Annotated in this window: 22 protein-coding genes and 2 riboswitches; of the genes, 10 read left to right on the forward strand and 12 right to left on the reverse strand. The window is 40.8% G+C overall.

All coding sequences use genetic code 11. The features are described 5' to 3' along the window. Positions 1-81: 81 nt before the first annotated feature. Positions 82-195, reverse strand: a riboswitch (SAM riboswitch). A 326-nt stretch (positions 196-521) separates the two neighbouring features. Together fumC and ACFRAK_RS08280 are read left to right on the forward strand one after the other, a co-directional pair. Next, positions 522-1,904 (forward strand): class II fumarate hydratase, encoded by a 1,383-nt coding sequence (fumC, locus tag ACFRAK_RS08275; protein WP_387706677.1) that lies wholly within the window; start codon positions 522-524, stop codon positions 1,902-1,904. Positions 1,905-2,012: 108 nt separating this feature from the next. Next, a complete protein-coding gene (locus tag ACFRAK_RS08280; RefSeq protein WP_387596500.1) occupies positions 2,013-2,255 on the forward strand; it encodes a hypothetical protein in 243 nt (80 codons plus the stop codon). Positions 2,256-2,315: 60 nt separating this feature from the next. On the opposite strand, the gene ACFRAK_RS08285 is transcribed toward ACFRAK_RS08280, so the two are convergent. Beyond that, positions 2,316-3,461: an ABC transporter ATP-binding protein gene (locus ACFRAK_RS08285; RefSeq protein ID WP_387706679.1), complete on the reverse strand. Its 1,146-nt coding sequence runs from the start codon at positions 3,459-3,461 to the stop codon at positions 2,316-2,318. Positions 3,462-3,585: 124 nt separating this feature from the next. Continuing rightward, on the reverse strand, positions 3,586-4,473 hold the full coding sequence (locus tag ACFRAK_RS08290) for a PucR family transcriptional regulator (RefSeq protein ID WP_387597161.1): 888 nt from the start codon (positions 4,471-4,473) through the stop codon (positions 3,586-3,588). Positions 4,474-4,646: 173 nt separating this feature from the next. Here ACFRAK_RS08290 and ACFRAK_RS08295 point away from each other — a divergent pair, with 173 nt between their 5' ends. After that, a complete protein-coding gene (locus ACFRAK_RS08295) occupies positions 4,647-5,684 on the forward strand; it encodes an NAD-dependent epimerase/dehydratase family protein (protein ID WP_387706683.1) in 1,038 nt (345 codons plus the stop codon). Between the two features lie 244 nt (positions 5,685-5,928). Here the strand turns inward: ACFRAK_RS08295 and ACFRAK_RS08300 are convergent, their stop codons facing one another. The 3 genes from ACFRAK_RS08300 to ACFRAK_RS08310 are packed head-to-tail and all read right to left on the reverse strand — an operon-like array spanning position 5,929 to position 8,478. After that, a complete protein-coding gene (locus ACFRAK_RS08300) occupies positions 5,929-6,750 on the reverse strand; it encodes a MetQ/NlpA family ABC transporter substrate-binding protein (protein ID WP_387596494.1) in 822 nt (273 codons plus the stop codon). Between the two features lie 56 nt (positions 6,751-6,806). After that, positions 6,807-7,475, reverse strand: coding sequence for a methionine ABC transporter permease (locus ACFRAK_RS08305; protein ID WP_098372520.1), 669 nt, complete (start codon positions 7,473-7,475; stop codon positions 6,807-6,809). Further along, positions 7,462-8,478: a methionine ABC transporter ATP-binding protein gene (locus tag ACFRAK_RS08310; protein ID WP_387596491.1), complete on the reverse strand. Its 1,017-nt coding sequence runs from the start codon at positions 8,476-8,478 to the stop codon at positions 7,462-7,464. Before ACFRAK_RS08310 ends, ACFRAK_RS08305 begins: the two co-directional genes overlap by 14 nt. A gap of 68 nt (positions 8,479-8,546) precedes the next feature. Next, positions 8,547-8,651, reverse strand: a riboswitch (SAM riboswitch). A 283-nt stretch (positions 8,652-8,934) separates the two neighbouring features. Here ACFRAK_RS08310 and ACFRAK_RS08315 point away from each other — a divergent pair. After that, the gene (locus tag ACFRAK_RS08315) at positions 8,935-9,759 is read left to right on the forward strand and encodes an MBL fold metallo-hydrolase (RefSeq protein WP_387596487.1); all 825 of its coding nucleotides are present in this window, start codon (positions 8,935-8,937) and stop codon (positions 9,757-9,759) included. 173 nt (positions 9,760-9,932) lie between these two features. Here the strand turns inward: ACFRAK_RS08315 and ACFRAK_RS08320 are convergent, their stop codons facing one another. The 6 genes from ACFRAK_RS08320 to ACFRAK_RS08345 all read right to left on the reverse strand — a co-directional run bounded on the left by ACFRAK_RS08320 (position 9,933) and on the right by ACFRAK_RS08345 (position 15,486). Beyond that, complete coding sequence (locus tag ACFRAK_RS08320) at positions 9,933-10,121, reverse strand: hypothetical protein (RefSeq protein ID WP_076367325.1); 189 nt, start codon at positions 10,119-10,121, stop codon at positions 9,933-9,935. An 85-nt stretch (positions 10,122-10,206) separates the two neighbouring features. Beyond that, positions 10,207-10,410, reverse strand: a complete 204-nt coding sequence (locus ACFRAK_RS08325; protein WP_387596483.1) for a YheE family protein — start codon at positions 10,408-10,410, stop codon at positions 10,207-10,209. Positions 10,411-10,473: 63 nt separating this feature from the next. Then, the gene (locus tag ACFRAK_RS08330; RefSeq protein WP_387596480.1) at positions 10,474-11,670 is read right to left on the reverse strand and encodes a YheC/YheD family endospore coat-associated protein; all 1,197 of its coding nucleotides are present in this window, start codon (positions 11,668-11,670) and stop codon (positions 10,474-10,476) included. Beyond that, positions 11,667-13,034: a YheC/YheD family endospore coat-associated protein gene (locus ACFRAK_RS08335; protein ID WP_387596477.1), complete on the reverse strand. Its 1,368-nt coding sequence runs from the start codon at positions 13,032-13,034 to the stop codon at positions 11,667-11,669. The genes ACFRAK_RS08330 and ACFRAK_RS08335 overlap by 4 nt, the downstream gene beginning before the upstream one ends. Before the next feature lie 2 nt (positions 13,035-13,036). Beyond that, complete coding sequence (locus tag ACFRAK_RS08340) at positions 13,037-14,107, reverse strand: YheC/YheD family endospore coat-associated protein (protein WP_394571579.1); 1,071 nt, start codon at positions 14,105-14,107, stop codon at positions 13,037-13,039. Between the two features lie 17 nt (positions 14,108-14,124). Further along, positions 14,125-15,486: a YheC/YheD family endospore coat-associated protein gene (locus ACFRAK_RS08345; RefSeq protein ID WP_387596472.1), complete on the reverse strand. Its 1,362-nt coding sequence runs from the start codon at positions 15,484-15,486 to the stop codon at positions 14,125-14,127. A 348-nt stretch (positions 15,487-15,834) separates the two neighbouring features. Here ACFRAK_RS08345 and ACFRAK_RS08350 point away from each other — a divergent pair, with 348 nt between their 5' ends. From ACFRAK_RS08350 to ACFRAK_RS08365, 4 genes are all read left to right on the forward strand, one after another. Further along, a complete protein-coding gene (locus ACFRAK_RS08350) occupies positions 15,835-16,122 on the forward strand; it encodes a hypothetical protein (protein ID WP_394571581.1) in 288 nt (95 codons plus the stop codon). A 73-nt stretch (positions 16,123-16,195) separates the two neighbouring features. Continuing rightward, positions 16,196-16,552, forward strand: a complete 357-nt coding sequence (locus tag ACFRAK_RS08355; protein WP_192203620.1) for a YlbF/YmcA family competence regulator — start codon at positions 16,196-16,198, stop codon at positions 16,550-16,552. A 146-nt stretch (positions 16,553-16,698) separates the two neighbouring features. Further along, complete coding sequence (locus ACFRAK_RS08360; protein WP_387596469.1) at positions 16,699-17,565, forward strand: Cof-type HAD-IIB family hydrolase; 867 nt, start codon at positions 16,699-16,701, stop codon at positions 17,563-17,565. Between the two features lie 115 nt (positions 17,566-17,680). Then, the gene (locus ACFRAK_RS08365) at positions 17,681-17,953 is read left to right on the forward strand and encodes a transcriptional regulator SplA domain-containing protein (RefSeq protein WP_228467335.1); all 273 of its coding nucleotides are present in this window, start codon (positions 17,681-17,683) and stop codon (positions 17,951-17,953) included. 474 nt (positions 17,954-18,427) lie between these two features. On the opposite strand, the gene ACFRAK_RS08370 is transcribed toward ACFRAK_RS08365, so the two are convergent. Then, positions 18,428-18,877 (reverse strand): DinB family protein, encoded by a 450-nt coding sequence (locus tag ACFRAK_RS08370; RefSeq protein ID WP_260284543.1) that lies wholly within the window; start codon positions 18,875-18,877, stop codon positions 18,428-18,430. A gap of 367 nt (positions 18,878-19,244) precedes the next feature. On the opposite strand from ACFRAK_RS08370, the gene ACFRAK_RS08375 reads away from it, so the two are divergent. Next, the gene (locus tag ACFRAK_RS08375) at positions 19,245-19,643 is read left to right on the forward strand and encodes a hypothetical protein (RefSeq protein ID WP_387596465.1); all 399 of its coding nucleotides are present in this window, start codon (positions 19,245-19,247) and stop codon (positions 19,641-19,643) included. A 127-nt stretch (positions 19,644-19,770) separates the two neighbouring features. Next, positions 19,771-20,265, forward strand: coding sequence for an HIT family protein (locus tag ACFRAK_RS08380; RefSeq protein WP_387596462.1), 495 nt, complete (start codon positions 19,771-19,773; stop codon positions 20,263-20,265). Positions 20,266-20,308 lie beyond the last annotated feature (43 nt).

Here is a 20,308-nt window from a genome sequence, read left to right on the forward strand (position 1 = left end):
TCACTGCTCCTTTGAGTTATATAAAATAAAAAAAAGTCTTCTTTAAGAAGAAGACTTTGATTAAGTAAGGACGAGTCATTCTTCTTATCTTCCAAGTTCACAAACTTGTGGAATTAGCACCTTTTCATTGGTTTGAAACAAATGAAGGTTGCTGAGGTGTCATCGGGCCATTCCCTCTACCTCTCTCGATAAGAGTTTAGATTATTCAATTTCTTTTGAATTTACTATATATACAAAATACTGTCAAGGACATTTTGGGATGGATAATGCTTGGATGTTCATGTCCAGGTTAATTGGTGCCTAGTGCGACAACACTTTATGTATCTAAAAAAAAGAATATCCGAATCTTCATATAAACACGAAGGGTCATGCAATTTTCGGAAAAAGTGAAAGGTCAGCGGATATTTTTGCTTTAAAATAATAAAGTTTGTACAATGTATGGAGAGAAAGAATAATACGACATTATTCATTTCATATGCAAATTGGTCTCAATGAATAGTGCAAACATAGGAGGAGAACACATGGAATACAGAATCGAACGAGATACGATGGGTGAAGTGAAAGTTCCTGCTGATAAATATTGGGGAGCACAAACCGAGAGAAGCCGTAACAATTTCAAAATCGGTAACGAAAAAATGCCGATTGAATTAGTTCGTGCATTTGCATACGTTAAACAAGCTGCGGCAAAGGTGAACTATGATCTTGGTGATCTTTCGGAAGTTAAAAAGAATGCCATCGTCAAGATTTGCGGCGAAATCCTCGAAGGAACGCTAGATGAGCATTTCCCGCTTGTAGTTTGGCAAACGGGAAGCGGTACGCAAAGTAATATGAACGTGAATGAAGTGGTCGCTAACAAAGGAAATGAATGGTTAAAAGAAAACGGTGAATCGGAAACCCTTCATCCGAATGATGATGTTAACAAGGCACAGAGCTCCAATGATACTTTCCCGACAGCCATGCATATTGCTGCCTTTATGGAAGTCGCTGAAAAATTGGTTCCTGCCATTAAAGCTCTTCGTGATACATTCGATACAAAAGAAAAAGAATTTTGGGATGTCGTGAAAATTGGCCGGACACATCTTCAAGATGCTACACCATTAACATTGGGACAAGAGATTTCCGGCTGGAAAGCGATGCTCGACAAAAATCTAGCGATGATTGAGGAAAGCAGCCAAAAATTATTGAACCTTGCACTAGGAGGAACGGCTGTAGGAACCGGAATCAATACAAAAAAAGAATTCCCGGGACTTTCCGCCAAACAAATTGCAGCTGATACTGGATATCCTTTTGTCACATCTGATAATAAGTTCCATGCATTGACAAGCCATAACGAAATCGTCTACGCACACGGCGCTTTAAAAGCATTGGCAGCGGATTTAATGAAAATTGCGAACGATGTCAGATGGCTGGCAAGTGGTCCAAGAAGCGGAATCGGCGAAATAGCCATTCCGGAAAACGAGCCAGGCAGCTCCATCATGCCAGGTAAAGTCAATCCAACACAAAGTGAAGCGCTTACCATGATTGCAACTCAAATCGTGGGTAACGATGCTACAATTGGCTTTGCAGCAAGCCAAGGTAATTTTGAATTGAATGTATTCAAGCCTGTCATCATCTATAACTTCCTGCAAACGGTAAAATTATTGACGGAAGGCATTCATTCATTCAACGATAATTGTGCGGTGGGCATCACTGCAAATGAGGATAAAATCAAAGAAAATGTAGAACGTTCCCTTATGTTGGTAACAGCATTGAACCCGCATATCGGTTATGAAAAAGCAGCCAAAATCGCCAAAACTGCATTCAAGGACAACTCAACATTGAAAGAAGCTGCGTTGAAATTGGAGTTCCTGACAGAAGATGAATTCAAAGCATGGGTCGATCCTGCTAACATGGTTAATAAATAATTGAATGGAAGTACCCTCCCTTGGTATTAGGGAGGGTGTTTCCATGGGTTAAAATAATGGAATGAACAAATACTGAGATCATAGGTATCGTGAACAGGAGGAAAAACAATGTCTTTATGCCCGCTTTGCAACGGTCTAAGAAAAATTCATGTGAATTGCCCGAAATGCGGCAGTGATCTTGATGATAAAGGGAAATTCATGGACTATGCTGATGATTACAGTGCTTATATGGATATCGACATACTTAAAGAAAACGACGGATACCCTAAATCCCTTCAAAAAGGCCAATGCCCGCATCTCATGAAATGCTCTGAATGCGGACATGATGAAGTGGTGTTGGTCCAGGAATGAATCTATCCTTTTTATTTGAATAAACGTAAAAAGACCCATAATGAATGGGTCTTTTTGCTTTTAATTGGCAGATAACTTCATGCTTTCCTGCATCTGTTCATCTTCTTCCACTAAAATGCGATGTTCAGTCCCTTTGTCAAAAAAGTGTGCTTTATTCATATCGAGGGCAAGTTCGATGTTTTCGCCAGCCTGGATGATATTCTTGGCATCGACGCGTGCGACGAAGTGCTGCCCCTCTAATGTGGAGTAGAGCATGATCTCCGCGCCCATCAGTTCGGCTACATCAATCTGGGTTGTGAATGCAGTGTTAGGGGACTTCGTGAAGTAAGCACCTTCATTATGGAAATCCTCCGGACGGATGCCAAGAATTATATCTTTTCCGACATATCCTTGATCACGCAGCATTTTCATCTTCAATTCAGGTAATTCAAGTGTTTGTTCGCCTATTTTAATAGTGCCTTCTTTTAAGGTTCCAGTAAAGAAGTTCATGGCAGGCGATCCGATAAAGCCGCCGACGAAAACGTTTATCGGTTTCTCATAAACGTCCTTTGGTGCACCGACCTGTTGGATGATACCATCCTTCATTACAACAAGACGTGTCGCCATCGTCATTGCCTCTGTTTGGTCATGCGTGACATATATCGTTGTGGTGTCGAGCCGTTTATGTAGTTTAGCGATTTCCGCACGCATTTGAACCCGTAGCTTTGCGTCGAGATTGGATAATGGCTCATCCATCAAGAAAACTTTTGCGTCCCTTACAATGGCCCGGCCAAGTGCGACACGCTGGCGCTGACCACCTGAAAGGGCTTTAGGTTTCCTGTTTAGCAGCTCTTCAAGTCCAAGAATCCTTGCCGCTTCATTGACTCTTTGCTTGATTTCCGCTTTTGGCGTTTTCCTGAGTTTTAATCCGAATGCCATATTATCATATACGGACATATGAGGATATAAGGCATAGTTCTGGAAAACCATCGCAATATCACGATCTTTAGGGGGGACATCATTGACTCGCTTGCCGTCTATATATAAATCCCCTTGGGAAATGTCTTCAAGTCCGGCAATCATCCTTAATGTCGTCGATTTGCCGCAACCTGAAGGTCCCACAAAAACTATGAATTCCTTATCGGCAACACGAAGGTTGAAGTCTTTAACAGCCGTCACCTTTTTATCATAAATCTTGAATATATGATCCAACACTAGCTCTGCCATGAAAAATCCCCCTTTTAAACTTCTGATTACTTGTACCAATTAACTATAGTCTAAGCTATCGGATTTGAAAAAAGTATGGGCACATTGCACAAAAAAGGGTGATATTACCTGTTTGCATTGAAAATTAATCATTCAGTAAAAGTATCAAGTATGCAGTAAGGGCATGACGGAAGTTTCTAATGTCGAGACCAGTTCTTTCAGAGAATTTATCGATTCGGTATTGTAAGCTGTTCCGATGTATATAAAGCTGTTTGGAGGCATAGGTGGCATTTGAATTACATTCGATATACGTTTTAATCGTTTTGATCAGTTCTGTATCCTGCTTGGTCTTGCCAAGAATCTCATTGATATACCACTTTGCATCCTTAACGGATGGATCCTTTATTAATGAGTGAGGGATGATGTCTGCCAAATCAGCCACCTTTAGGTCCGGCAGATGCATCTGTGCCAAATCAAAACACTTTTTCTCCTGAGTCCAGTGCTGATGAAGGTCTTGGTTTATAGGGTGAAAGCGCCCGGTAAACATACGGGTCTTTACATAAAAGTCACTTTCAAGCGTGGAAGAAATGGCGATTAGTTGTTTAGTTGATAAAGGTTCTTCTTCGTCCGTTTCAATTAAGACTCCTGCCGTTTCATTTTCCCAGACAATAGCCGCGTCAGATGGAACGAAAGCTAGGAAGGCTTCTTCAAAATCGGAGTTGGAAAAATCAGCATGAGTCAGCTTGAAATGAAGAAATCGAACATTCTCCCAGCTCGTTAAAGGCAATGGTGCATTCGGTTCGGATAAAAAAGTTTTCCATGATGAGTCTGGATGTACATTGAGGTTATTTGGGTTTATGGAAGGAGCAAAAAGCAGTTCCAATAAACGGATTTCTTCGTCTGTGATATCTGAACGGGGAATGCCAAGTAAACTTCTTGAGTCTTCGAACCAAACATAGTCAGAAATTTCATCAGTATCCATTTTATTGGTAAGGGCGCTCGGGAATTTTTGTTTAAGATTTTCAAGCATCATTTCCACCTTCTTTCTCCCTTTCCCTATCATTATAGCGAAAAAGAATAAAGTTCAAAAGAATAGGATATTGCTAATTTTTCCGGGAAGGGATAATCAAAGAAAAGTTGCAAGTTTATTAGGAAAGGGTATTGCGTATGCTTTATGGAATATCGTTAAAAAGAGGAGGGAATCTTATGAAGATATTATTATTGGGCGGTACACGGTTTTTAGGCAGGTATTTAGCAAGAGCCGCGATAGAGAAAGGGCATGAAGTCACACTTTTTAATCGTGGAAGCGATCCTTATGTCTTTCCCGAAATAGAACAGTTAAAAGGGGACCGCGACGGGGATCTGGAAATGTTGAAAGGGAGACAGTGGGATGCAGTCATTGACACATCAGGATCTATCCCTCGAACTGTATCTAAATCTTGCAGATTGCTTCATCAAGTTAAACATTATACATATATTTCAAGCATCTCAGTTTATAGTGATCCAACCGAGCCAGGAGTTGATGAAAATGGAGAGGTTCATACACTAAATGATGATAAAGCGGAAGAGATCACCCGCGGAACGGCTGGACCGATATACGGTGAATATTATGGACCGTTAAAATCATTAAGCGAAAAAGCAGCTGAAAAAGAACTGCCGGGGAAAGTTTTGTCCATTCGTGCGGGGCAAATAGTAGGTCCATATGATTACACTGACCGATTTGTGTACTGGCTTAAAAGAATAGCGGAAGGGGGAGAAATTTTGTCTCCTGGACGCCCTGGACGTCCAATCCAAGTCATCGATGCAAGGGACTTGGCTCAATGGATCATCCAAATGATAGAAAAAGGTATGGCAGGTACATATAATGCCGTTGGACCGGATTACACACTAACTATGGGGCAATTACTTGAAGGCTGCAAACAGGTAACAGGAAGTAATGCTGACTTTACATGGGTATCTGAAAAGTTTTTGGATGACAATAAAGTGGAGCCGTGGGGAGAGATGCCTTTATGGATACCAGAAGAATTCCCTTTTCCGGGAGCTAAGGAACCTCTGAATGGGTTTTTGGCTGTCGATAACAATAAAGCCATTAATAATGGACTAACATTCCGTCCCCTATCAGAAACCCTTGAAGAAATATGGAATTGGGAAAAGGGCCGTCAGGAATCTGTTGTTAGAAAAGCGGGTATCCACAGACAACATGAAAGTGATCTCCTTGGATTATGGAAACAGACAATAGGCTAAAACCTTCTTTTATTTTATTGAAGTACTGAAGGCACATTAAGTGTGCTTGGTGAAAAGGATGATTTAAACAAACAATGTGAAGGAATTAAAAAAACGATGGGGTAAAAACCCCATCGTTTTTTAGTACATGGATCTGCTTGCATGGTTCGTGAGGATTTCAAGGTTTTTCATGGCGGAAGCCACGTTGTCCTTAATGAAAGGCCTGCTCCCAATAAGGGGAAGCAGGCCTCGATTATTTGATCAATCAATTCATCCAGTCTGGTTTTCCGAATCCGGCAAATTTGTCATCGATGACTTTTTCGAACTGGTCGGATTCCACTACTGATTTAATATCCTTTGCAAATTGGGAATCTACATCTTTTGTATTCACTGTAACAACGTTTCGATACATATCCGGCATTTTTTCTAAAACAAGGGCATCCTGGAGGTCCATTTTCGCTGCAAGAGCGAAGTTGCCAGGGACCGCTGATAGGTCAACACTGTCTGTTGCCCGAGGCAATTGAGCGGATTCCAATGGTTTGAGTTGGATGTTTTTTGGATTTTTCGTTACATCCTTTTCAGATATTTTTAAAGGGTCGACATCTGGATCAACTTCAATCAACCCTTCATCCACCAGCACTTTAAGTGCACGTGCAAGGTTAACCGGATCATTGGGCACTGCAAGGGATGTACCGTCTTTAATTTCTTTCAATGATTTATACTTGTTCGAATATATGCCCATTGGTGCTGTTGGAACTATGATAAGGTCGGAAAGCTTTAAATCATTTTCTTTAGCGAAGTTATCCATGTACACCTTATGCTGGAAAAGGTTGGCATCGATCGAATGGTTGCCAAGGGACTTATTCGGCTGGATATAGTCGGTGAATTCGACGATCTCTACATTGTAACCGAGATCTTCCAGACCTGGTTTGATGGCCTCTTTAACCATATCGGCATAGGGCCCGGTAGTCGCCCCGATCTTCAATTCTTTTTTGTCTTCAGTTTTTGGGGATGCATCATCACTCCCGCATGCTGCCAACCCAAGGGCAAGTGCACAGACTGATAATAACGAAGCTATTTTCTTCATTTGAAATTCCTCCTGTTTAATGAAATGTATTGAATCATTGAAAAAATGACTGATCCCTATCGTTTGTTAACTATGTATGAGGCCTTGTCACCAACCATTTGAATGATTTGCACAAGGCAGATCAGCACGACGATCGTCGTGATCATGACTGTGTTGTCATAACGGTAATAACCGTACCGGATGGCCAGGTCGCCAATTCCGCCCCCGCCGATTGTCCCTGCCATCGCTGAGTAACCGATAAGCGAAATGGTCGTTAATGTCAGTCCTTGAATGATACCCGGTTTTGCCTCTGGAAGAAGTACATCCTTAATGATCATCCATGGAGTGGCTCCTACGGCAATTGCAGCTTCAATCACGCCTCTGTCTATTTCACGTAATGCCGTTTCAACGATTCTTGCAAAAAAAGGTATTGCGGACACCGACAGGGATACAGAAGCAGCTCTCGGGCCTATCGTCGATCCAGTTAGAAGATCCGTTAAAGGAAGAAGGGCGACCAAGAGAATGATGAAAGGGATTGAACGGACAATATTGACTGCGAATCCTAGAGATCGATTCACGATACTATTTTCAAAAAATAAATTCCTTGTTGTCGTAAACAGCAATACTCCAAGCGGTAGACCGATCAACAGGGCTACTGCAAGGGAAACACCGACCATATAAATCGTTTCAAGAAAGGCTTTATTAAGATCAGGTAAAATATTGACGATGGAATCAAGCAGTGACATGTTTTAGCACCTCCACAGAACTGGAACGATTTTTTATATATTGCAATGCCGAATGAACTTGAGCGGCATCGCCTATTAACTCGATGATTAAAATGCCTAAAGGGACATCCTGGATATACTCAATTTTACCGTGTAAAATATTCCCCTTTACTGAATGGGATTGGAGAGCATCCGAAAGGATCGACTCACCAGCGGTTTGCCCTTCGAATTGAATTTTAATGATCGTACCTTTACTTTCTTCAATCAAGTGCGGAGGGAGTGCGAAATCCAGAACACTGCTAATGAATTGCTTCGTTAACTCCTGCTTAGGCTGTGAAAATATTTCATAAACGGGACCTTCTTCAATTACACGGCCATCCTGCATGACGGCGACACGGTGGCATAGTTCTTTGACCACTTCCATTTCATGTGTAATCAACACGATGGTGATGCCAAGCTTACTGCTTATCTTTTTCAATAATTGTAAAATCGCTTTTGTAGTTGTTGGATCAAGTGCTGAAGTCGCTTCATCACATAATAGAACAGTGGGGTCATTTGCTAAGGCACGGGCTATGCCTACCCGTTGCTTCTGTCCACCGCTAAGCTGCGCCGGATAGACATCTTTCTTATCGCTGAGCCCTACGATTTCCAACAATTCCAATACACGTAACCTGATGGCATCCTTCGATCGATGCGCGGCCTTTAAGGCGAAAGCGACATTTTCATAAACAGTTTTTGAACTGACCAGTGAAAAGTGTTGGAATATCATTCCGATTTTTTGCCGTTGTTTACGAAGCTCTTTACTTGATAAAGAGGTTAAATCAATGCCGTCGATGATGATATTTCCACCTGTCGGACGTTCAAGCAAATTCAAGCAGCGGAGTAATGAGCTTTTTCCGGCTCCACTGTAGCCGACAATTCCATACACTTCGCCAGTTTGAATGGTTAAAGACACGTTATCCACTCCGGTAACTCGGTTTTTCTTCGAGACGTATTCCTTTCGGACTGAACGGATTTCAATCATAAGCTTTCCCCCTTAAACATTAAAAAACTGCCCCTATCATTCAGAAAGAGGCAGCGAAATTATATCTCGTCTTATCTTTCAGAATGCAATCATTCTGCAGGAAGTGGCACCGTTCCCTAAGGGCGGTTGCCGGACATCACAGGGCCTGATCCCTCCGTCACTCTTGATAAGTAAATTATTATTTTAGAATATTTCAAGTTTTTCAATATAATCTATATTATTTGTAAAATTCAACAATGTCAATCGTTTCTGTAATTTTCGGGGTGATTTTTTGTTATTAAAGTTTAGAAAGGTCCGTTAAAAAGGGCTATCTTGCTATAATCCAGCATTTATTGTCCAGGTTAATTATTCCAAAATTTCCTTGTCAAAAGGGTAAAGTGGTAATACATTTGTTATAGTTAAAGTTAAAAAAAGGAAGACGAAACTATATTTGTGTAATGATGGGGAGGCAACTGAATGTTAGAGATTAACACGATAAATGATGTGGTTTGTGTGAACGGGACTCCTGGCGGGAACAAATCGGGGATGAGTGTTTATGTCTTTTTAACGGATGGTCTATTGATAGATACTGGCGCACAGATATTATTGGAAGAGCTCATTCCATTCTATGAGTCCGCAGACTTCGACTCAGTGGCCTTGACTCACTATCATGAAGACCATACCGGGTGTGCTGCATGGATACAGGAAAATAAAAAGGTCCCGCTTTTCATTCACCCGATGTCGGTTGAGGTTTGTGCAAAGGATGCCGTATATCCTGAATATCGTAAAATTTTCTGGGGAAAGAGAGACGCCTTTAAAGCTGAGCCGGTAGGGAAGGCCATTCATTCCCGCACCCAAACATGGGAGCCGATTTTTACCCCTGGTCATGCAAAGGACCATATGGTGTATTTGAATCACAGTAATGGCATGCTCTTTTCAGGAGACCTTTTCGTAACACCAAAAACAAAACTTGTCTTACGGGAAGAGTCTGTCCCGGTCATCATCGGTTCCATTAAAAGATTACTTCAATATGACTTCGGGGAAGTGTTTTGCTGCCATGCTGGGCATGTCCCTGATGGGAAGGTCATGTTTCGGAAAAAGCTCGATTATTTGGAAAACCTACAAGGTGAAATTTTACGCTTGCATTCTCAAGGGCTGACCGTTCATGAAATCCAGCAGGCCGTTTTACCGAATCGCTATCCCCTTATCGAGATTTCTGGGCATGAATGGGATTCAGAGCATATCATTACATCGATATTAAACGAAAATATTTTAAGTGCGAGGGAGAATGGAACTATTTGAATGCTATTTCAGGCTAATGTTTTCTATTTGTCACTCAAACAACTTCCATCCAGGATGTTGTTTTACTTGATTACTTATAAAAGACGGACTTTTTATAGGGGGAATGCAGTCCAAGCGGGAGATGAACGGGATAAGTAAAAAAGGGGAGCCCTCCATAAGAGGGCCCACATAAATTATTTATTTTCATTGGGATCTGTTTCATCATAAAAATCATGTGCTTCTTCGATGTTCTGAAGGTTAGCGACTTCATACACATTTCCGCCTGCCATTCCTTCATTGATGATACGGTCGATATCCAGGTAAACGGAGTCCTTGCCATCATATTCGGTATCCTTCAAAAATGTCATTTTTTCTTTATCCAAAATTAATCCCTCCTAGCCTTTTCTTTAGTTTAGGCAAAGGAGTTTTTTTTATTCTGTTTAAGGATTTCATGAATGTAATGAGGGTTCATTCATATACATGGAAGATCATTAAATCATGTACCATGCTTTTGAGTTTGGTTTCATCTGTTTCGGAAGGCGGGTTAGCTGTCCACTCGATGGATCCATCTTTATGATACAAGGCTTGGACTGCCTTCTTGTTGAAATAAAAGGAAATTTTCCATCCCGGCAGATTTTTATGCAATGGTGCCCATTGAAAATGAGTGATCATATGTATTACCTCCATATATACAGTTTCTCATTTAATTATAATGGAAAACGGTAGCTGGAGGTGTTATTTTATTGTCAGGTTGGGAAAAGTTAATTCAATGAAAAGATTTTTTAAATGCAAAAGCCTGTTTGTTTCAATTTCCACTTCATCGAATTGCATGGGCTTTGAGTTCACTTCATATATGAAGAGCGAACCCGATTCGTCTTCCCCTATATCAATGGAAAACTCTCCGAGAAACCCGATTTTTTTCGATAGAATCTCTCCGCATTTTTGGGCGATATTCGCTAATTTTTGATTCAGGCTTCTTGATTGCAGGTCTTGATAAGGAAAAAGCTTACCCCCTCGGGGAGTGTGGGTGGTGATTTCCTGAGTTTGTGACATCCTTACCGCTTTGCCGGTCACTTTATAAAAACCTTTTTCATAATGGACGAGAATCCGGTAATCATAACGGTGTCCAAAAAGTTTTTTTGGTCTGATCGCCTGTTGAGCAAGATAGCTCCTTTTTAATAAATCCCTTTTTTTTGTTTCCCAGAATGATGCGAAATCCGGGAAGGACTCACTATGCTTCAAGCTATTGAACAATAGTGTATCATCATCATTTTTGATTATGGTATAAATGCCCTTCCCTTGGCTTCCTTTGCAGGGTTTAAGGTATATATGCCTGTAGGTCTCCAGGAATGAATAAAGGCAATCGCTGTTTCGTAAGACCGTTGTGGGCGGAAGGTGTTTTGTGAGGAATCCATCTTCATTTAATGCTTCGAACATTACATATTTATCTATAAAACAGGGGTTGAATAGATTCATTCGGGAATCTTTAAAGTGTGTAATAAGATGTTGGAATTCCTCTGACGCCTCATAGCTCCTCGAAGGGATACGGTTATAGACGATGTCAGGGAAGGGTACTTTACATTCGATCCACTTCTTTGAAATGGAGGAAAAAACATACCCTCTCAACGAATCGGGATGAAGGGCATTTCCTGTGAATACATACGCCAATATTCCATGTTTTAATAAATATAATGATAGGTCCCGAAAAAGGGTCAGGTTTCCACCCAAACCTGATTCCTTTTTGGGATTGGAAACAGTTAAAATTCCGACGGTGAGCATCCGGTTACCGGGATATATCGTGATTGGAATCAGGGGTTGATTCGAATGGTCCTTTTTATAGCTGATTTCCTCTTTGGCAGAGCCCGCGAAAAGTTCAGCATTCTCATGATTGTGGTACCAATTTTCAGTGGGGCTATCGTAAAAAATGTTCATCGCGGTACACTGATTGATTTCGTAATCGTCTGTTCCGTAAGATAAATGGCATAATCAAGGCTTAGCTTTCTGGTCAGCAATTCGAAATCCTTGAGTTTTGGATGGGCGAATATGGAACGTCCAGGTTTGGAATTGGCTTCAAACATCCAAACCTGCCCTTTTTTATCCAATCCAAAATCAAATCCTATTTCTGCAATGATGCCGTCCAAGTTCTTTTCAATACTGTCACTTAAAATCAGCGCGGCTTCCGATAGCTTTCGTTCGACTTCTTTCGCCTCATCGTCATCTCCAAACAGTTCGGCAACCGTTTTGATGACACCCCCGCTTTTAATATGGGTAGTGACGCTGCCGGCACCGGCGATTTTTGCGGCAATCGCGGTTACCTGCCATTTTCCATTACTGTCCTTGTTCGTATGGACCCGGAAATCCACTGGACGTTTTTCAAATCGAATTAATGGGATGCCCTGCTGTACAATAAGGTTCTCAAGCGGTCGGTCGTGAAAAATATGTTTAACGATGGATTCCAATGTAGGGAATTTTTGCAGTTTATTTTCTTTTGCTTCATTTGTATAGCGACAATAGTAAACATCCTCATGCTTATCATAAAGAATTTGGTGAATCCCTAGACCGAGGCTGCCGTGAATGGGCTTTATATAAACTTGCCGGTAATGGGAAAGAAGGGTTTCCACCACGGACATGGATTGAAATGGATATGTTTCCGGCAAATAAGGCAATGCCCGCTCATCTGCGCATAGCCTTTCATTTACATCCCATTTATTGAAAAATCCAGGATTATACCATGGTATTGTATATTTTTTTTGGAATTTCCGCTTCACTTCTTTAGGTCCATCGCGGTTTTCCGTCAACCGATTTGGGAGTCGGTCATAGATGACATTAGGGAAAGGAAATTCATTTATGTGCCAATGATCGTTAGCAAACACATAGCCTTTGATTGTCTCCTCATCCCAATTGATTACATTCTCTCCAAAAACAAAGGGGATACAGCCCGTGGTCCTGCTAAGCGAAAGGAGTTTTGCGAAAAATTCCGATCTCTCCCCTAATGGTTTGTTTGAAACGCCAGTGAACCCTGAGGAAAATATTCCGACAAGCGGTCCGATATGGATGCTCTTGCCGTAAATGAATAAATGAAGGGGAATATCGGTATGATCGAATAGTAGGGATTCCGCAAGGCTTTCCGATAGGACGATTGACTGATTGACGGCTGGGTTTTGTTTGACGATGGCAGGACATGAATGCCGTCCGAAATAAATTAATTCAATCTCTGCCAAATCTCCAAGCTCTGAAGGATAGTAGAGAACATTGCCAGGGATAGAGGCAATTTCGGCAGGATAAGTCTTTCTCACTTCTATTCACCTGCTTTCTGAAGATGTTCGGCTAAATACTGGCTATATTGAAACGGTGCGCGATGGATATCCTTCATGGTCTCCGGCTGTAGTGCCTGAATGATTTTCCTTCCGGGCTTGGAGTTGATGTCCATGATCCATAATTGGCCTCTTTTATCGATGCCTAAATCAATCCCCAATTCGAATAATCTTTCAAAGACAGCTTCGGTTTCTACGGGCAGGGTGCGAAGGATATGCTGAATCTTTTGTTCGACAGCAATCGAAATCGTTTCCGGGTTTCTTTTGTTGAAAGTCTCTAATGAAATGGCTTCCCCGCCTGTGGCAAGATTTGAAGTAATTCCGTCTTTTTGTCCCGTACGAATTCCGCGGCCCCGTTCCAACCATTGATTCTTCTCGTTTTTTTGAAGGAAAATCCGTAAATCGAATGGCTCATTATTTTGGTTGCAAAGTTCTAAATATGGCTGGCAAAGGTAACGGTATCGATTTAATAAATGCTGCAGCCATTTGTTAAGCTGTGATTTGGAGGAGAATGGGCGGTCATATTTGGTGCCCTTTTTCGTCATGGATACCAAAATGCCGCCTTCGGTTTTTGTTAGGAGATAAATTCCTGTACCGCCTGCACCAAATTCAGGCTTGATGATGATTTTATCCAGGCGTTCCAAATGCCCGGTAATATCTTCAGGTGTCGCCACTTGTACGGTCTCTGGAAAAAATGCCTGCAGGTGTGGATGGTTTTTTAGGATTTGATACACTTCCCACTTACCAGGAAGGCCCAGCCCTAAGAAATTCGAGTTATCTTTTAACCAATTGATTTTGTGTCGGGTTTCCGTTGACTCACGGACTAATCCGTGAAAACAGCGATCATATACAAAATCAGGTAAATCAAAAGATGTGGCGATCCAATTTTCATTCTCGGCATCAAAACGCTCGCCACGCACTTTTTTAAGATCCATATCAATATTTTCAGGTGAGAATTTACAAACTTTCATATTAAATGATTTAGCGGTTTTGGCTATTTCGTTGAAGTAGTTGTTTTCATGTGTATCCGACGCGGCCATTAATCCTATTAACACGAGCTAGCAACTCCTTTTTATGGATGGTTTTCGCGATTAAGGGCAAGCATGAAATCTATGATGGATTTTACTGATGGACGAAAGGTTTCATAGCTGCCTTGAAATTTTTTCGAAGGTTTTGAATTCACTTCGATGATCCATGGATGTGTATCAGTATCCAGTGCTAAATCGATCCCTAGCTCACCGAATGAATCGTCATGGTTTTCGACCAAGGCCTGGGCAGTATTTTTAGCCAGCCGTAGGAGCTTTTGATATATGCGGCTGGCATCCTGAAGGCCAAATGCTTCCTTTAGAAAGTCCGGCCCATTTTTCATCAATCCGCCTTGTGCAAGATTGGAAACGATTGTACCAGGGTCCCCAATCCGGGCAACCATTGATGAAACTTTCCATTCAAGCTGATCGTTCCGATGAAGAAGTATGCGGAAATCAACTTTTCTCTGATCGATTTCGAAAAGGGAAATCCCTTTTTGAAGAATGAAGGATCGTCTTCTGGAAAATCTTTTTAACGTTTCATACAACTTTTCATCCGTATCAGCAAAATGTACATTCTGGAGATGTCCGGATTGCTCGATTTTCCATTTTCCAGCTACTTGCGTTAATCTGCAAATATTCTTGCCTTGGCTGCCTGCTGAAGGTTTAAAGTAGATTACCGGATGCCTTTCTATAAAAGACAAGAAAGTTTCCTTTTCGTTAAAAAGGATCGTCTCTGGCAAATTTGGCAACAGCTCATCTTCTAAGATTAGCAGCTCATGTACATGATGTTTGGAGAGGAACCTTCCATTGAACATCGGTATCGACCGTTCCTCCAGTTCAGTTTTAAACAGCTTGAAAGAATGCGATTCCTCAAGTTTACGTGAATGTATCCGGTTATAAAATACATCAGGTATGGGGAGGGGAAAGGTCTGCCAGCCATTTTGCCCAGGCAGGTAGCCTTCCACAACTCCATCTTGAAGAGACTGCAGTTTCACTAAATAAAAGGGGATGCCCTGCTGATTACAATATGATTTCATTTCCTGATAAAATTTTTCCATCTCGCCGAATGTCCCGTCTTGCAACGGGGTCTGATTCATGAGTGAAGCGAAGAATGGACCTATTTTTATTGACCTTCCTTCCGCATGGTATGAGACGGAGATTGGATCGGAAAAAACGGGTAAGGATAAAATTTGGTTCATATCATATGAAAGTTTCAATGTAGGCTGGGATGACGGGAATGGCTGGACAAGTACCGGGACGGAACGGCATCCAGCCATGATCGTTAAGGATTCTCCAAATTGAAGGCCCCATTCCTCAAATAGTTTTTCTTCGATAAACAGTAGCGCCTTCTTTCTAGTCTCTGCGGAATTTACCGTAATGAAAACTTTCTGATGGTTAAGTTTCATAATAATTCCCCGTTTGCACTAAGTTTGATAACCTTTAATAAGTAAATGATGGGCAAATGTGGATAACACATTCTATGTTTTTTTTATTAGAAGGTGTCATCAAGCCTTTATTTCAAGCAATAAAAGGAGAAATTTCAAGGGTAGTTTTGGGTGAAGATTCTATTTATGGTCTTTTTAGGTACTGTAATAGGTGCTTCACTAATTTATTAGCTATCAGAATGCTGTTCCTTATAAACCAATCTATTCTTGCGGGAAACAGCTGCCGTTGACACCCGGGGTGATTCCAAAGCGGCAGGAAGAGTTAGGCAAATTGTTAATGATGCCTCTATACAGAATATGAAAATTTTCGTGAAGGCAGAAGTAAAGAAAGCATTGTTCACGGAAAAAAGTACTGCACAATTGCTTGATCAATTGAGAATGAAGAAAGCTGGTTCGAGAATTGACGCCAATTTCCCGGAAACCATTGTCGAAAAAGGTGCCAAGTACTTATTACTCATTTTCAGCCGCTATTCCAGAAACTGCATATCGAGAGTATTGTGGAAGAACAGGTTTCTTCATTTTCGGTGTCCCGACTTAAGGAAATGGGGTGGAATCATCAGTTTATTTCAAGGTTTCGTAACTGTTTTAATAGGATGACGTGTAATTCTTAATCGGATTTGTTATAGTGGAAAAGGTGTATGAATACAATGATTACCGGGAGGGGAAATAAATGAATAACGTATATGATGCAGCGTATGAAATGGAAAAGGCGATTAGGGCAAGTAATGAATATGCCGATTTGCAACGCTTATATGATCTTGTCAATTCTGATGAAGCAACAAAAGGAATGTTTGAAAACTTCCGTAATCTGCAAATAACATTGCAGCAAAAGCAAATGATGGGACAGGAGATTGCACCGGAAGAAGTTGAGCAGGCACAAAAGACGGTACAGCTTGTCCAACAAAACCCAACCATTTCACAATTGATGGAAGCTGAACAACGGATGAGCATGGTCATTGCAGACCTCAATAAAATTATCATGAAGCCGCTTGAAGATTTATATGGCTTGCCTGAACAACAGCAATAAGCAGTTGGAGACTCCCTTCTATAATGGTTGGGGGTTTTTTTGTTCCCTGGATGCATCGGTGCAAGGGTCGTGAACCACTATATGTTCTATTCCCGAAATTTTAGTCATAAATTTGAAAGAGGATACTACAGATGGGGGAGATCAGCATGGTATATCGACTACTTGCGGTCAATATTGACGGGACATTGCTCCAGTCGAATGGCCGTTTAAATAAATCGACTAAAGAAGCAATAGATTATGTTCACCAAAAAGGTGTCCATGTTGCACTTGTGACGTCAAGAAACTATCACTCAGCAAAAAAAGTGGCCAAAGCCCTAAAAATAAATCCGATGATGGTTGCTCAGCAAGGAGCCTTTGTCGGAGCTTCCGTAGAAAAGCCGATAATGGTAAAAAGAATATCGGAAGAACTGGCTGTAGAGCTCGTGCAAATGCTGGAAAAGACCACATGCCAAATATTGCTCATTCATGAAAAATACTCGCTGGGCAATCGGGTGAACCTTCCGGACAATTTGCTAGGTAAATCGGTTATGTATTTGAATGATCAAAATATTTATGCTCAAAATTATGTGGACGATATCAGTGAGGAGCTTATTGACCAACCGATGGCCCCGACTAAGATGGACGTAATATTCTCAGAGAAAAGTGATCAAAATGATATGTTGAAATTGATGAAGAAAATGTTCCCTGAAGTCGATGTAATATTATATCCAGGACATAAAATGACAATCGTTCCGAAGGGGGTTTCTAAATGGAGTGGTGTATTGTATTTAGCCGACCATTTAGAGGTGAGAAGAACGGAAATCGTCTCGATTGGCGATGGATTGGATGATATGGAGATGATTGCCGGTTCTGGTCTGGGAGTTGCCATGGGCAATGCGGATGAGGAAGTAAGGAAAGTGGCAAAATGGGTGACGCGCTCCAATGATCAAGATGGTGTTGCCTATATGCTGAGGGAATTTTTCCGGAAACAGCATCCAATCGAATTTTTACAAAAGATGAATATGCTTAAGTGAATGGCGGGGCTCCTTCATGTAGAAGGGGCCTCATTCAGATAATGCAGCTTGCGAGGCCTGTTGCATTTCATAAATAATTATAAGCTTCTTTCCATAAACTAAAGGAAAATCAGTAATGGAAAGGAAGAATTCAATGGGTGTAATCAATGCAAAAGAAGTGCAAGTCGGTGATGAGGTATTTGTGATTTATAATAATCCCCATGTTCCCACCGTTTCGAATATAAGGGCAGCGGAAATTGTTCCGCATCCCAAAGACCCCAATGCAGTTGCCTTGTTCCTGAACGATACATTTCATACGATTGAGGATGATGATGCATTGTTCACTTCGGAAGCCGCAGCGGAAAAAGCCTACAGTGATTATATGTATAATCAGGACCAGATGACTTGAAATGGCGTTTACTTCGCGTTACTAAAAGAGAATGAACAGAAGAAAGCCCTCGCTTATAGAGCGGGGGCTCCTTTTGAGCATATTCACGAGTAAAAGCTCTGAATTCACGAGTAAAAGCTCGAAACTCACGAGTAAAAGCTCGAAATTCACGAGTAACGCTCATATTCACGAGTATTTGCTTGAAATTCACGAGTAAAAGCTCTGAATTCACGAGTATTTGCTCGAAATTCACGAGTAACGCTCAAAACTCACGAGTAAAAGCTCGAAACTCACGATTAACGCTGAATTCACGAGTAACGCTCATATTCACGAGTAAAAGCTCGAAACTCACGAGTGTTTGCTCCAAACTTATGTGTAAACGCACCCACACTTACATGTCTGAAGCCAGTAGTGTTAAAAATGCATATTTTGCTGGTGAATTAAAAAAACTGCCACTCATTTTTTCAGGAAAACAGAGTGACAGTTATGGCTTAATCAGTTATTGGATTGTATAAAGAGTTTCATTGCATGAATTTGCCCAATATGGTTGGTTTCGTGGAGCACTACAAAATTAATAAATTCCCCCACTGTTTCCATTCCGTTGAAAGGCTGTGCTGTTTTTTCTGTTAATCGTTCTTCCGGAATTTCAAGAAGTCGATCAAGTTGCTCATGCAGCTGTTGCTTTAATAATTCAACGGTAGGTACGTCCCCGCTCCAGTTCGCTGGTTTTGAACCATATCCGAATAGTTGGCTGTAATTCGCTGGCAATTCACTGTTGGATTTCAATAAAAAATTTTCGGCTGCAGTAAGGACATGTCCAAGATGCCAATGGATTGTATTATTAAAACCTTCAGGCTGTACATCCATAAACTCTGGATTGATTCCCTCGATTTCTTTTAAAAGATTGCTGCGCATGACCGTTAGCTGATTTTTTATATAATTCATTTTACATTCCCCTTTCAATCTTGTTTTCTAAATGCTATCTCATGAAATTATAGCAAGGATAATTCAATATTATCAAATTTTAGATAAGTCTTTTCACGAAGGAAAGGAATATCGATTCTTAATTTTTTTTAGGGTTTTAATTGTCAGTTAATAATCGGAATGAATGCATTGAAGCGAGTAGCTCTGTTTGCTTTGGTCGAGTGCCAGACATATGCCCAAGGGATACTGGGTTCATGAATTCTTAAGCCAAAAGTTGGAGTTTTTTTGCTGTTAATTAATTGACAAATATTCCTATTACTCTTTTATGTGGACTAGTATAATGAAATATATTGGATAATTAATCCATAAGGGTGTGAGGAGATGACATATGATGAAAAGGAAACAGCTGCTTGTTGCACTTAGTCTATTATCAATAACGGTAGCTTCAGGTTGTACAACAAAGCAAGAACGTATTTCCGTCCAAAAATATGAAGGTAAAAACTACAAATTCGAAGCATATAAACAAAAGGTAGAAGTGGCGAAAACAGAAAAAACAAAAGAAATAATAAAGAATGCTGATTGGGAAGAATTCGCATTGGAGAAGGATCATCCTAAGGCGGACTTCATCTTTTATTTTAATGATGAAAAAAGCGAAGGTAAAATGGCTGTATATTATGTTTGGATTAATACTGATGAAAATATTGTAGAATTGACCAAGGATGAACATAGCCAGTATGCACAGTTAAATAGACAGGATTCTGAAACTATATTAAGACTTCTGCATTAATGAAAAGGGGGGATAGGCAAGACCTGCACTTTCTAAAAACCTCCAGACAAGCATTTTTTCATTGCATTTAGAATTCACATGTGACCGAGTGGGCAGTTATTTATGGGGTAATCTTTTGGAGGGGCTTATGAGGAAAATTACTTTATCTAATGGAAAAATGGTGGAAGTTGAATGTTTAAGCTGTGCTTTGACAAGTGGGGAAGTAGAAGCAGAGGGTGGAGTAATAGTCGAATCTGAATATTTTCATGCTCACCAAGACGTTGCATACCCCATTGAAGGTTTAGTGATATTAGCATCTAAACGCCATATTAAGTGCTTTGATGAATTAAATGAACCAGAAAAGGCCGATTACATAAACTTATTAACCAAGATTAGAAAAGCTCAAAGGGAAGTATTAGGGATAGAAAATGTTTATTATTTTTACAATGAGGATACTACCCACCATTTTCATACTTGGATGGTTCCTCGATATGAATGGATGTACCAGTTTGGGCGTTCAGTGGAATCAGTTAGGCCGGTTTTGCTGCATGCAAGAAACAGCCTGAATGATGTTGAAAATTTAAAAACTGTAATGGATGGAATCGAGGCATTAAAAAAAGAACTGAACCCTTCATCTCTTTGATAACACCTTGTTTAAAAAAGGCGAAAGAACCCGGTTTCCATAC

This window comes from Peribacillus sp. NPDC056705 (assembly GCF_043656335.1).

Bases quoted from the DNA above. Each gene is read 5' to 3' on its own strand.
- ACFRAK_RS08360 (WP_387596469.1), top strand. From the start codon at position 16,699: ATGGTATATCGACTACTTGCGGTCAATATTGACGGGACATTGCTCCAG.
- ACFRAK_RS08310 (WP_387596491.1), bottom strand. From the start codon at position 8,478: ATGATTGAAATCCGTTCAGTCCGAAAGGAATACGTCTCGAAGAAAAAC.
- ACFRAK_RS08325 (WP_387596483.1), bottom strand. From the start codon at position 10,410: ATGATCACTCATTTTCAATGGGCACCATTGCATAAAAATCTGCCGGGA.
- ACFRAK_RS08345 (WP_387596472.1), bottom strand. From the start codon at position 15,486: ATGAAACTTAACCATCAGAAAGTTTTCATTACGGTAAATTCCGCAGAG.
- ACFRAK_RS08375 (WP_387596465.1), top strand. From the start codon at position 19,245: ATGATGAAAAGGAAACAGCTGCTTGTTGCACTTAGTCTATTATCAATA.
- ACFRAK_RS08380 (WP_387596462.1), top strand. From the start codon at position 19,771: ATGAGGAAAATTACTTTATCTAATGGAAAAATGGTGGAAGTTGAATGT.
- ACFRAK_RS08290 (WP_387597161.1), bottom strand. From the start codon at position 4,473: ATGATGCTTGAAAATCTTAAACAAAAATTCCCGAGCGCCCTTACCAAT.
- ACFRAK_RS08305 (WP_098372520.1), bottom strand. From the start codon at position 7,475: ATGTCACTGCTTGATTCCATCGTCAATATTTTACCTGATCTTAATAAA.
- ACFRAK_RS08285 (WP_387706679.1), bottom strand. From the start codon at position 3,461: ATGGCAGAGCTAGTGTTGGATCATATATTCAAGATTTATGATAAAAAG.
- fumC (WP_387706677.1), top strand. From the start codon at position 522: ATGGAATACAGAATCGAACGAGATACGATGGGTGAAGTGAAAGTTCCT.
- ACFRAK_RS08280 (WP_387596500.1), top strand. From the start codon at position 2,013: ATGTCTTTATGCCCGCTTTGCAACGGTCTAAGAAAAATTCATGTGAAT.
- ACFRAK_RS08355 (WP_192203620.1), top strand. From the start codon at position 16,196: ATGAATAACGTATATGATGCAGCGTATGAAATGGAAAAGGCGATTAGG.
- ACFRAK_RS08295 (WP_387706683.1), top strand. From the start codon at position 4,647: ATGAAGATATTATTATTGGGCGGTACACGGTTTTTAGGCAGGTATTTA.
- ACFRAK_RS08370 (WP_260284543.1), bottom strand. From the start codon at position 18,877: ATGAATTATATAAAAAATCAGCTAACGGTCATGCGCAGCAATCTTTTA.
- ACFRAK_RS08300 (WP_387596494.1), bottom strand. From the start codon at position 6,750: ATGAAGAAAATAGCTTCGTTATTATCAGTCTGTGCACTTGCCCTTGGG.
- ACFRAK_RS08315 (WP_387596487.1), top strand. From the start codon at position 8,935: ATGTTAGAGATTAACACGATAAATGATGTGGTTTGTGTGAACGGGACT.
- ACFRAK_RS08365 (WP_228467335.1), top strand. From the start codon at position 17,681: ATGGAAAGGAAGAATTCAATGGGTGTAATCAATGCAAAAGAAGTGCAA.
- ACFRAK_RS08330 (WP_387596480.1), bottom strand. From the start codon at position 11,670: ATGAACATTTTTTACGATAGCCCCACTGAAAATTGGTACCACAATCAT.